Origin of the sequence: Nostoc sp. UHCC 0251 (assembly GCF_034932245.1) — a bacterium.
Classification (GTDB): Bacteria; Cyanobacteriota; Cyanobacteriia; order Cyanobacteriales; family Nostocaceae; genus Nostoc.
The window spans coordinates 1-12,133 of the sequence record NZ_JAYGHD010000399.1; the positions used below are offsets into that span (position 1 = coordinate 1).

The 12,133-nt window shown below is 41.4% G+C and carries 11 protein-coding genes; 4 read left to right on the top strand and 7 right to left on the bottom strand.

The window, feature by feature from the left end:
* Nucleotides 1-125: 125 nt before the first annotated feature.
* The 6 genes from VB740_RS33035 to VB740_RS33060 all read right to left on the bottom strand — a co-directional run bounded on the left by VB740_RS33035 (nucleotide 126) and on the right by VB740_RS33060 (nucleotide 4,948).
* On the bottom strand, nucleotides 126-569 hold the full coding sequence (locus VB740_RS33035; protein WP_323204045.1) for a type II toxin-antitoxin system PemK/MazF family toxin: 444 nt from the start codon (nucleotides 567-569) through the stop codon (nucleotides 126-128).
* Nucleotides 563-805, bottom strand: a complete 243-nt coding sequence (locus VB740_RS33040; RefSeq protein WP_323204046.1) for an AbrB/MazE/SpoVT family DNA-binding domain-containing protein — start codon at nucleotides 803-805, stop codon at nucleotides 563-565. The genes VB740_RS33035 and VB740_RS33040 overlap by 7 nt, the downstream gene beginning before the upstream one ends.
* Before the next feature lie 335 nt (nucleotides 806-1,140).
* The gene (locus VB740_RS33045; protein ID WP_323204047.1) at nucleotides 1,141-1,380 is read right to left on the bottom strand and encodes a hypothetical protein; all 240 of its coding nucleotides are present in this window, start codon (nucleotides 1,378-1,380) and stop codon (nucleotides 1,141-1,143) included.
* A gap of 333 nt (nucleotides 1,381-1,713) precedes the next feature.
* The gene (locus tag VB740_RS33050; protein WP_323204048.1) at nucleotides 1,714-2,697 is read right to left on the bottom strand and encodes a polysaccharide deacetylase family protein; all 984 of its coding nucleotides are present in this window, start codon (nucleotides 2,695-2,697) and stop codon (nucleotides 1,714-1,716) included.
* A 226-nt stretch (nucleotides 2,698-2,923) separates the two neighbouring features.
* The gene (locus VB740_RS33055) at nucleotides 2,924-3,808 is read right to left on the bottom strand and encodes an aspartoacylase (RefSeq protein ID WP_323204055.1); all 885 of its coding nucleotides are present in this window, start codon (nucleotides 3,806-3,808) and stop codon (nucleotides 2,924-2,926) included.
* A gap of 84 nt (nucleotides 3,809-3,892) precedes the next feature.
* Entirely contained in the window at nucleotides 3,893-4,948 is a 1,056-nt protein-coding gene (locus tag VB740_RS33060; RefSeq protein ID WP_323204049.1) for a glutathione S-transferase family protein, read from the bottom strand.
* 699 nt (nucleotides 4,949-5,647) lie between these two features.
* On the opposite strand from VB740_RS33060, the gene VB740_RS33065 reads away from it, so the two are divergent.
* Both VB740_RS33065 and VB740_RS33070 read left to right on the top strand, forming a co-directional pair.
* Nucleotides 5,648-7,135: a galactose oxidase-like domain-containing protein gene (locus VB740_RS33065; protein ID WP_323204050.1), complete on the top strand. Its 1,488-nt coding sequence runs from the start codon at nucleotides 5,648-5,650 to the stop codon at nucleotides 7,133-7,135.
* 164 nt (nucleotides 7,136-7,299) lie between these two features.
* Nucleotides 7,300-8,436, top strand: a complete 1,137-nt coding sequence (locus VB740_RS33070; protein WP_323204051.1) for a hypothetical protein — start codon at nucleotides 7,300-7,302, stop codon at nucleotides 8,434-8,436.
* 122 nt (nucleotides 8,437-8,558) lie between these two features.
* On the opposite strand, the gene rbsK is transcribed toward VB740_RS33070, so the two are convergent.
* Nucleotides 8,559-9,491, bottom strand: coding sequence for a ribokinase (gene rbsK, locus VB740_RS33075; RefSeq protein ID WP_323204052.1), 933 nt, complete (start codon nucleotides 9,489-9,491; stop codon nucleotides 8,559-8,561).
* Nucleotides 9,492-9,545: 54 nt separating this feature from the next.
* On the opposite strand from rbsK, the gene VB740_RS33080 reads away from it, so the two are divergent.
* Together VB740_RS33080 and VB740_RS33085 are read left to right on the top strand one after the other, a co-directional pair.
* Entirely contained in the window at nucleotides 9,546-11,354 is a 1,809-nt protein-coding gene (locus VB740_RS33080; protein WP_323204053.1) for an ABC transporter ATP-binding protein, read from the top strand.
* 55 nt (nucleotides 11,355-11,409) lie between these two features.
* Entirely contained in the window at nucleotides 11,410-11,838 is a 429-nt protein-coding gene (locus tag VB740_RS33085; RefSeq protein ID WP_323204054.1) for a hypothetical protein, read from the top strand.
* The last annotated feature ends 295 nt before the right edge of the window (nucleotides 11,839-12,133 follow it).

The window sequence follows — 12,133 nt, forward strand, 5'->3', positions numbered from 1 at the left end:
GCCCCTCTGCCCCTCTGCTCCATCAAACGCCTGAAGCTTGTGAGAAATACGGGTAGCACAGTTAAACAATTGCCTTGTCAGAAAGCATGGAAATCATTGGCTGTAAATCTAATCTATAAAAGGTTTTATAAAATTAATGTTTCGAGTTTTGCCTGTACTTCTTCTATTAAATCTTCTGAAACACTTTCAACAAATTTTACCTTTCTGCTTTTCCAATCAAATGTTTTAATTTGGTCAGCTAACACAACTCCTTTTGTTTGCATTCCCTCAACAAGTGGAACTTCAAACTTAAGCCCTTTTGCGTTGCTGGTTATGGGACACGTTAAAACTAAAGAAGCTAATCGATTGTATTGAATTGGAGATATAACAAGAGCAGGGCGGTAGCCCCTTTGCTCCCGCCCTTGCTGTTGTAGTTCATTGTTCAATGTCATAGCAATGTCATCAAATGACATTCCTGAATTGTAAAGTGCAAATGCACGCTGAATTGAATCAACCGTAAACTGCTGTTCTGATCCAAATTCTAATTTGATAATATCTCCTCTTTTGGGAAAGTATTGATTAACTACCAATGCTCATTCCCCACAGCATTGCCAGTTTCAAATTCTGGATGAAATTTATCAGGAGTCATACCTTCAAGCAATTCATCAAGCGTATACTTTTTTCTTTTTCGTGGTGTAACTATAATACTGTTACCTTCCACAGTAAAATCTATACCTGTGCCTTCAGTTACATGTGCTTGTTCAGCTATCGCTCTTGGAATCCGAATAGCTAAACTATTTCCCCATTTAGCAACAACTGCGGTCATAGCTATCTCCAAATATTTTGTTAGTGATCTACACGCCCGAACTCAGATTTTCGGAGTGAAACACTTTTAAAAATTTCTCTGACGTATATACTTTGAAGATACATGTTTGATTAGCGGGTGTCAACACCCCCTTGTAAGTCCTTGGAGGAATTTTGTCGTTCGGTGTACCGCTTCATGGGCAATGCTCAGTTCATCTATCCTCAACATCTAGCTGAACAACATCAGAAATTTGCTCGTGCATTAATAAATCGGTATTCTTCCAAAGCTACATAAATCAGGATTTTAGTACAGAAACCTGATCTAACCCGGAACTCCGGGTTAGTGGTAGTTCACACTCAATCTTCATGCCGTAACTGCCATGCTGCACCGCAAGCGGCCCCAGCCCCAGCTAACAATCCCGTACTCATTCCTTGGATAGTTTTTTGCATCGGATCTTGGGTTAAACACTCACTTGTAACCTTAGTGTCTTCCAAGCAGAGATTACTTTCTGCCCAAGCAGCAGTACCCCCTAAAATCACACCAGTTATACTACAGCAAACAACTAGCAGCAAAAGACGTTGAGTTTTTCTAACCATAGATAGATGTGTCAAAAATTAAACATAGTGATTGGCTCTCAATTACTTTACACATACTTGCTAGCAAATGTCAGCTGGTTTTTAGATAACTGGCTGATATTGAAAACTTAGATACTATCAAAAAAACTAATTTAACATCGCATATAAAAAAATAACCTCTGGGGAAGGGATATCACCAGAAGTTTTTAATAAAGACATTGGAATAGTGAATTATTTTAAACATAAAATTATTTTTTTACAACACTATTTCCTCCTTCTCAAAGCCAAAACAAAGTTAATTTTGCCTGTAATTAAGGATACAACTTGGACTTACCAATCGCATAGCTCATATTTTTACCTCTTTTGAGGCACTAATACAGGCAGCTGATGGACACCGGCTACGGATTTGGCGTGTTGTCCCACAGTCAAAACATTAAACTGACTGGATATAAGTTCCAAACTTTTGTTCACTATTGCTAGCTTCTTGTACGTGGGGACACTCATTCCAGGGAAGAATGATAGCTCTGGCACATCCTCTTGACTTACAAAGTCTGTAGGATGGAGTAGCAAAGAAGGCTGGACACGCGTAAGTTTACATAGCCATAGGGCAATTCTCAGGTAGAGTAACGCCACTTCCGAAGAAAATGTACTCAGATACATGATGTAACTGAAGTGAATTGGCACCTTGAAAATTGGCATGGTGGTAACAGGAATTTCTGTGAGTCTATCCTTACCCATCTTCCACTGGTAAGGTTTGAGAGGCTGCAAACCTTCTTTGAAACCGCCGAACAGGGCTTCCCGTTTCTTGCGTTCTTCCTTGCTCAGTTTACAAGTCATTAAATAATAGGCTCGTGCAATGGGCCCCAAAAATGTGGGAAAAGTCGAAGCATCATATTCGTATCCCCGTCTTGCTAAGACTTTCAATACCGCAGGAGAAAAACTGTATCCAGGCCCCCGGAAGCCGATAGGATGTTGATGAGTGACGCGTTTGATATGTTGTTCGGCTAAGGCCACCTCTTCTTCAATCTCATCCTCTGAATACAGATGTAGCCAAGGATCATGATAAAATGAGTGATTGCCAATTTCGTGACCGGCACTAGCGATCGCTTGTAATGCCTTGGTGTTCTTTTCCAGCGCTGCATCCTGGCCCACAATGAATACTGTGATTGTCAAATCCCATTGCTGGAGAATATCTAAGAAACGAGGTACTGCAATATCCAGGTAAGAGGGGAAAGTCTCCCAACCTGGAGCGCCTTGATTTTTTAGATAAGACCAAATATTATCCAAGTCTAAAGAAAGACTGGCTATTGGTTTGTTTTCTTGCCGCTTGATTTTCATTCTTAATTCAAGTAAGTAAGTTGGCGTAAATAATTGTCGTTGGGATTAGGCAATAGGCAATAGGCATAAGGGTTTTAGCTTAATTCATTTTTCTTCATATAGTTTGAATTTATTGTGCCAACTTACTTATTTGGACAATTTGAAGCGTAAATATAGTGATTTAGATGCTCAATTTATATCATCATTTCCAATAAAAAGCGATTATACAAAAAATCTTTTCCATATCCTATATATTTATTTGCTGCCTTTGGGTAAAACACATGGCAATTCCCTTTTCGTAGTAAGCTGCCTCATTAATAAAAATCGGCCAGACTGTAGATACTCCTTCATAAACAATTGTCCTACCATCAAAAGTTAGAAAAATTGGATCTCCTGGATTTAAAGCTTGATAATCCTTATCTTGAAGTTCTGGATGAATCATCCCCAAGATTTTACCATTCTGTTGTTTTGGATAGTTCACAACTGATAAATGATTATAGAGAATCAACGTTTCGTTAGTTGATGAAATTCTACCTTGGTTAAACTGTTCTAGATAGTCGAGAACCGCATAAATAAGTTCCTCTGTTTGTTGGAACAGCGTGGCTTTTAAGAGTCCTTGGGCAATCGGGCCAACCTCGATCGCAAAGCCTAATTCGCACAGGGAATTTACAAATGGGTTTTCTGCAAGTGATTTAAAAGAGCAGCGATAAACCTTAACTAAAGGATTAATCTGGCTCAGGTAAGCAGCCAATTTCAAATTTAAGGGATGACTGTTTACCAAAATAATTGTCAAACCCATGTTAGCTGTACTGCTGTGCAAGTCTAAGATAAAGTCTGCTTGTTTATCCCTATTTGATGCTAGGGTATCCTGAATTGATTTAGCTTGCAATTCTTCGTAACTGCTCAGAGTCGGATCTTGTAAATCTTGCTTGAGAAAACAGCGATTTAAATCTTTCTCTACATATCGCCTCCCCGCCGCAAAAGCATTAGGATTCGCTAACAGAGTGACTGTATCAAAACTTGGTCTAGTAATCAAGTCGGGAAACTGGGCAAATTTTTGAATTAAGTATGCTCCTGTAAACTCATTGCCATGAGTTCCACCGACAATTGCAACTCGATTAATCTGGTTCACCATTACACCAACTCTAGAGAAGGGGCAGGGGGCAGGGGGAAATGACCCCATCAATCTGTCCCCTTTCCTCTTTTTCAATGTATCTTATGAAGCATTCACAGTGCCGATGCGATCGCGCCCATGTGGTTGATAAAGATAAGACATATCAGGCCCATCGGGAATTATCCCGCCCGGATTGAGTGGGAATAGGTTTCCGTAGTAGTCGCGCTTCACACTCTCTACATCGCAGGTGTCAGCTACACCGGGAAGCTGATATAGATCGCGTAAGTAAGCTCCCAGGTTCTGATAGTCTTGAATTCGCCGCCTATTGCACTTAAACAACCCATAGTAGGCACTATCAAACCGAAATAACGTCGTGAATAAGCGGACATCTGCAAGTGTGAGATTGTCTCCACACAGATATCGACTAGTCTGCAATGCAATGTCAATCTCATCGAGAGTTGCAAACAGTTCATTACAGGCTTGATTGTATGCTTCTTGGCTCTGGGCAAAGCCGCAGCGATACACACCGTTATTTACTGCGTGATAAATCTTTTCATTCCACCAGTCAATCTTTTCCTTGAGTGCTTCTGGGTTAAGATCCAGTGTGGGATTGTTGGCGAACTCGTTAAACTCTGAGTTCAGCATGACGATAATCTCTGAACTCTCATTATTGACAATGGTTTTTGTTTGGCTATCCCATAGGATTGGAACTGTAGAGCGTCCACTATAACCAGGTTCTGCCAGCTGATAAAATTCAGCCAGTGTGCGACAACCTTCTTCTTCCTCATTGAATATCCAACCGCCTTCAATAGGAGAAGGAGAGACAATACATACTGATATTACCGCTTCGAGTTTTTTGAGCGATCGCACAACTAGGGTTCGGTGTGCCCAAGGACAGCCCAGCCCAACATAGAGTTTGTAGCGCCCCGCTGCTGGTGGGTAAGGATTCCCTTCGTCTGTACCAATGAACTTGCGAAACTGGCTATTAGGACGAATATAAGCTCCCGACTGATTGCTAGGAGCAAGCTTTGACATCATGAGCTGCCACATAGTCGTCCAGACAAACTTTCCCAGCCAGATGATCAGCTTGGGAGGGAGTGTCCTGCCCTTTTTCTTGGGAAGATTTTTCTCATCATTCATTGGAGTTGAGTTGCTCATGGCGAAAAACTTCTCAGCTTTGAGCTAATCGTCTCAAATTTGCGATCGTCACATCTAAAACTGGGTCTAAGCATTGCTTCCTAAAAAACCTACTTACTTTCTCCAGTTTAATTCTTTTATCTGCTGTAACAAATTGCCAATCTATTTAGCAAAAGGCTTAATGGGGGATGTCATGATCCTCTTAATTCTATTAGTTATGTATTTTGTATTGTATTATACCTATAATCAAAATTTAAATCAATTATTTTCCTTTTAATAAAGAATAAAATAAAAATATTTGAATTTGCATCATCAAAGAAACAAATATCCTGTGGGGTGGGCATTTTGTCCACATTAGTTGTGCAAATTAAATGTGCGACATCTGAGTGTTTAAACCTAGTCACAAATAAAAGGTCAAAAACACATTTTTTTAGCTATTAATGTCCAATTACAAGCTCTAAAAGGTATACACGTCATATTTAAAAGCATAGTTTATTATTTACGAGAAAATACAGTATAAAGCTTAATTAGATACTCGGTAGTAGGTAAAAACGACAGCGTAATTACTAATGAAAAAAGTGTATTTACCTGAGCTTGTTATAAAAAACATCACATCTTAACATTAGATAAGCCTAAAAAAGTATAGATATAATTTGAGGCAGAAGCTACTGAAACAAAGAACAAAAACACAAAAATTACGTAGGAATAATTGTAAATAAAGTGACTCAACCTCATAACAAGACTAACCTTTTAGAGGAAACAGATTTAGGGACTTTTATCGCTCAGACTACTGCCACAGACAAATGGCAAGTATTGTCATATAGCGCTCCAATCATACCTATACATGCCGCTCTGTTTCGTACTGGTAAAGTATTCTTTTTCTGCGGTTCAGGTAATGATCCAAGTCGCTTAAATACTCCCTATGACAGTGTGGTTTGGGATGTGAGTAAAGGAACCTTTACCCGTCAAAAGCCTCCATTGGATAGTAATAACCAACCTATTGACCTTTTTTGCGCTGGTCACTCCTTCCGCCCTGATGGTAGGCTGTTGGTTGCGGGTGGAACTTTGCGCTATGACCCATTTTATGGTTCACCCTCTGCTCTGCTGTTTGATCCCATTGCGGAGAAATGGGTCAAGATACTACCAATGAATAATGGCCGCTGGTATCCCACAGTGTTAACACTAGGCAGTGGTCGAATCTTTGCAATATCTGGCCCGGATAAAGATGGCAAGCTCAACAATCAACCAGAAATTTATTCTGCTTTCTTTCCAAATGGTTGGAACGCTTTTCCAACAACTCGTTCCTACCCGCCATACTTACATCTGTTTCTACTCGATAGTGGAAAACTTTTTTATTCAGGTGCCCAGATGGGCAGCAACTTTGGACTAGACCCAAGGATACTAACTCTACCAGGGTCATTTACGGAATCCATTACAGAAAAAGTGGTGCCAGGGCTGCAAGATTCAGCTTTCGGAAATCAAGCTACCAGTGTGCTTTTACCACCTGCACAAGACCAAAAAGTGATGATTATGGGTGGAGGTAGTGGTAATAAGGCAACAAACAGGGTCAATATTGTAGATTTAAAAGCTAGTAACCCAACTTACGTAGCAGCAAGACCTCTAAACTATGCTCGGATGCATCACAGCGCAGTTTTGTTACCCGATCGCACAGTGTTTGTTTGCAATGGTAGCAAAATGAATGAGGACACAACACAATCAATGCTGCCAGCAGAAATCTATAATCCAATCACAAATACCTGGAAAGTGGTAGCTAAACAAAATGTCCCCCGTGTATATCACTCGGTGGCCCTGCTCCTACCAGATGGTAGAGTAATCACAGCTGGGGGTAATCCTGAACGGACTGTCGATGAACTGCGTTTAGAAATTTACAGTCCTGCGTATATGTCGCGATCGCGCCCAATTATTCGGAGCGCTCCTGAAGCATTGAACTACGGGCGGCAATTTACAATTCAGACACCCCAGGCTAGCAATATTAAATGGGTTAGTTTGATTAGACCAATGGCAACCACTCATTCCTGCGAGACAGAACAAAGGTTAGTGGATGTGCCGATTAATTCTAGGAATGCTACTTCTCTCAATGTCACGGCAACAAGCAATCGAAACATAGCACCCCCAGGCTGGTACATGCTTTTTCTTTGTGACAACAATGGAACACCCTCAGTAGCAACTTGGACGCAAATAACATAGCCTTACCCGTTTATATTCAATAGACCTCTTGCAAAAGTCCCTAATTCTACCCCCAAACCCTTTCCGCAAGCTGGAAGGCGGGGTGAGGTTCTTCATTTTTGATTTATGCAAGAGGTCTAATCCACTGCCACTTCATAAAAGTCATTAATTCTAGGAGTAGAAATATGAGTTACAAGCTATCACGTCGGCAGTTTGGCCAGTTGGTAATTGGTGGAACAATAGTATCTGGGCTTAGTTATCTAAGCAACAAATCTTTGGCGCAAACACCAAGTTTCAAAATTGTAGGTATAGGTTCTGGCTCTATCATCACCACTGATCAAACGGTTATTCCAGAGGTTGATGTCACTGAATTAGATAGCGCTGCGCCAAACATTGTACCCACAGATATTAAGCCTGTAGGGCTAGGACTTGTTTTAGAATCCTTTATTTTGCAATCCTTAAGTACAGGAAAGGTTCAACTTCTAAGTCCACTAGTTTCTGAGATACTTGCCGAGCGCGGTACAGCTTTAGTAGAGTCTAACGAAGCATTGAGTCGCTTCACTTCTTTAACCGATGGCACACTTGCTGATTTGGTTAGACCTTTATTAGAGTCTGATGAGATATTAGAGTCTAATGAGACATTGAACCGCTTAACCGATAGTAAAGTTGGCGATCGCGTTACACCTTTACTAGAGTCTAACGAAACATTGAGTGGTTTCACTTCTTTAAGCGATGGCACACTTGTCGTAGCCGCTACTCCTATTAGCGTTGGTAGAAAACAGGCGACACCTACTCGCATTACATTTTTGAGTACGCCTGTAAAAACTTTGACAGTCTCAGGGCTTAAACAGAATGAACAGCTTGGGAGCTTGCTAGGCACTAATGATGGGCGACTTATCGGTTTAGTAGGTAAGAAGAATGGTACACCGCCGATCACATTGGTAGATATTAACCTTCAAACAGGAAAAGTAAGTTCTATTAGTAAGATTAAATTCCCAAACAATGAGCGGGTGAGTAATCTAGCACAATGCCCAGATGGAAAACTCTATACATCCTTACTTGGATTAAAAGGTGATACAACTCTGATGCAGCTAGACTCAAATCAAAAAAACCCGATCAGACTGGCACAATTGAAACTTAATGGTCAAGCATGGAATAATGGCTTACAAAGCTTAGTTTGCTCTGCAACAGGTCAACTCGTTGGCTTTGGAGCTATGAGGTATGAGACACCTAATGCTGTATATAGCATAGATAAGAACAGTGGAAACATGACTCGGCTACAAGACTTTGACGCTGCCCAGATTACCATTGCTCGTGCGTAGAAGGGATTGAAGAATTGGGCATTGGGAATTGGGCATTGGGCATTGGGCATAGTTATTCTCTCTGTCCCCCTTGCCTCCCCTGCCTCCCCTGCCTCCCCTGCTCCCCTGCTCCCCTGCTCCCCCTACTCCCTACTCCCTGCCCTTTCCCTAAGAAACGCATCAAATGTAAATCTATCTGGTAGCGAAGTTTGTGCGCCTGTTTTTGTCGTCGCCAAAGCACCCGCTGCTGCACCCCAGATAACTGCCTGATGTAAAGAAAGTCCTTCAAAAAGTGCCGCCGTTAAGCCACCATTAAAAGCATCGCCAGCAGCTACTGTGTCAACTGCATGAACTGGAAACGCGGGTACAAAAAACTTTTCCTCAGCAGTGGCACAAAAAACACCTTTAGCACCCAGTTTGACGATCGCACATTTCACACCCCGTTGTAATAAAACTCCAGCTGCTTTGGCTGCAAGTTCTTCTCCATCTACAGGAAAACCCACTAACTGCGCGGCTTCAACTTCATTCGGTGTAATAATGTCCACTAAGGGGTAAAGTTCATCTGGCAAATCAGCTTGTGCGGGTGCAGGGTCGAGAATTACCGTTATTTTAGTTTTTCTTGCGGCTTTAGCTGCTGCAACCACGGCAGCCATAGGAATTTCTAATTGCAAAAGCAGTGCTGTCGCTTCTGGTAATAAGTGGGACAATCGTTCTACATCTTCTTGATTGACACACCCATTTGCGCCAGGAATTACAATAATTTGATTTTCACCAGCATGATTTACAGCGATGATGGCGACTCCAGAACTAACAGTCTCATCTACAAAAATATTGTCGATCTGCACACCAGATGCTTGTAAATTGTTGACAAGTTCCACACCAAAATCGTCTGCACCTACACGCCCCACCATTTGCGTAGGAATTCCCAATTTTGCTAATGCTACGGCTTGATTAGCTCCTTTACCTCCCGAAACTTTAAAAAATTCTTCTCCTAGCAACGTTTCTCCGGCGACTGGCAACCGGGGTGCTGTTGCTACCAAGTCTATATTTATGCTGCCAAAGACAATAATGCTCATAATTGTCAGTCATTATTCTGTGTTAATATCAACTGCACGAAACCGCAAAAAGCCGTGGCTACTGTATTAAAATCTCATCGGGCATCAAGAAGGCGTAAACATTCAACGCATCCTCTCCAGCGTTTGCTTGAGTACGGACACCAGTATCGTAAACAAATTTGGCTAGCAACTACTTATTCTACCCTCAATAAATTTTTCGATTTAGCACCACCCGCCTTAATTGGCGTCGCGGTGGATGTGGTAGTTAAACAGCAGGATTCCATAATTGCCCAGTTAGGGGTACGCGATGTCTTTCAACAATTTTTGATTATTTCCTTCCTGACTGTCATCATTTGGATACTAGAATCTGTTTTTGAGTACGCCTACGCTCGACTTTGGCGGAATTTGGGTCAGAATATTCAGCACGACTTGCGTTTGGATGCATACAAACATTTGCAAGAGTTGGAATTGGCTTATTTTGAAGAACGCAGCACTGGCGGTTTAATGTCTATCCTCAGTGATGATATTAACCAATTAGAGCGGTTTTTAGATGGAGGAGCAAATGATATTATCCAAGTTTCCGCAACTGTTCTAATTATTGGCGCTGCTTTCTTTATTTTGGCTCCTGATGTAGCGTGGATGGCTTTATCACCGATGCCATTTATCCTCTGGGGTTCCTTTGCCTATCAACGACTACTTGCACCTCGTTATGCTGATGTGCGCGAAAAGGTAGGTTTCCTGAATTCGCGTTTGTCAAACAATATCAGCGGAATTACTACTATTAAAAGTTTCACTGCTGAAACTTATGAAGCCTCTCGTCTGGAATTAGATAGTGAAGCTTATCGCCGCAGTAACTCCAAGGCAATTACCCTTTCTGCTGCTTTTGTCCCGTTAATTCGGATGCTAATTTTGGTGGGTTTCACGGCATTACTGTTGTATGGCGGGATGGCAGCAGTTTCTGGAAAAATGTCTGTAGGCGCTTACAGCGTATTAGTATTTTTAATCCAGCGTTTGCTGTGGCCTTTAACTAGATTAGGCGAAACTTTTGACCAATATCAACGAGCAATGGCTTCTACTAATCGAGTCATGAATTTGTTAGATACTCCTATTGCTATTCATACAGGTGATGTATCGTTACCTGTGGATGAAGTGCGGGGTGAAGTGCAATTTAAAAATGTTTATTTTGCCTATAAAGATAGATTTCCAGTTATTAAAAATCTGTCTTTGGATATTCCGGCGGGTAAAACCATTGCAATTGTCGGTTCAACGGGTTCTGGTAAAAGCACTTTAGTCAAACTTTTGTTGCGGTTGTACGAGGTGCAAACGGGAAGCATTACTCTCGATGGCATTGATTTGCAAAGTTTGAATTTACAAGATTTACGCCGTTGCATTGGTTTAGTGAGTCAAGATGTCTTTCTATTTCATGGCACTGTAGCTGAGAATATTGCCTATGGTAGCTTTGAGAATACAGAGCAAGAAATTATCACGGCGGCGAAGATAGCCGAGGCGCACGAATTTATTATTGATCTGCCCCAAGGTTATGAGACAATTGTGGGGGAAAGAGGACAAAAGTTATCTGGTGGACAAAGACAACGGATTGCGATCGCTCGTGCAGTTCTCAAAAATCCGCCCATTCTGATTTTAGATGAAGCTACCTCAGCAGTGGATAATGAGACAGAAGCAGCAATCCAGCGATCGCTCGACCGGATTACAGTAGATAGAACTACAATTGCGATCGCTCATCGTCTTTCCACCATCCGCAATGCCGATTGCATTTATGTCATGGAACATGGGAAATTAGTAGAGTCGGGAACCCATGAACAATTGCTGGAGAAAGACGGTATTTATTCCGGCCTCTGGCGTGTACAGTCAGGTTTAAGATAAGTCTGACTCATTCTCTGTAAATTACGAATTACGAATTACGAATTACGAATTATTTATGTTTTTTGGTAATAGTCAACCAGAATCAGGTGATACTAAGTGGCGTCGCCAGTTGGATAAGTTTGTGAAAGCAAATCAGCAGGAATTGGCGGCGCTGTTTTGGGGATTGTGGTTAGCAAATGGTGACAGTCAGGGTACTGTTGGTATTGATTTGCAACCAACGCCGCATTTTGTTTATTGCCCGAAAGAGCAGATAGAGAATTTAAATATTAGAGTTGAAAATCGGCTGCAAGAAATTTTGGGAATTGTTGAGAATCATAAGCCGGAAGTGGAAGTTGTGATGATTGGGATTGGTAAGGGGGAAATTAAGTTAATTCAGTTTGCACCGGAACCAGCGCCACCGATTTGTTTTGAGCAAGTTGGAAAAGATGTGGATGGGTTGTTGGAAGTTTTGGAACAACGAATGAGTGAAGAGTTGAAGTTATGATTATATCCTCGCCCAAAAGCTAGGTATTCCACAATGTTCTATGGACGATGTACGATTAGATTAATATAAAGAAATTAATTATGATGAAAACCTGGCAAAGCAAATAAGAGGCAAAGAAGGACTCAAAGGTATTTATCGATATTGGAAACCCTTTGAAGCCTATGCCGTTGAAAGAGTACTTTCTGAATATATAGGAATCCGGTTTGATTTTTGAAAAGATACGTAGGGTGCGTTAGCGATAGCGTAACGCACTATTACCAGGGATTCGGTGCGTTACGGATTTCATCCTAACGCA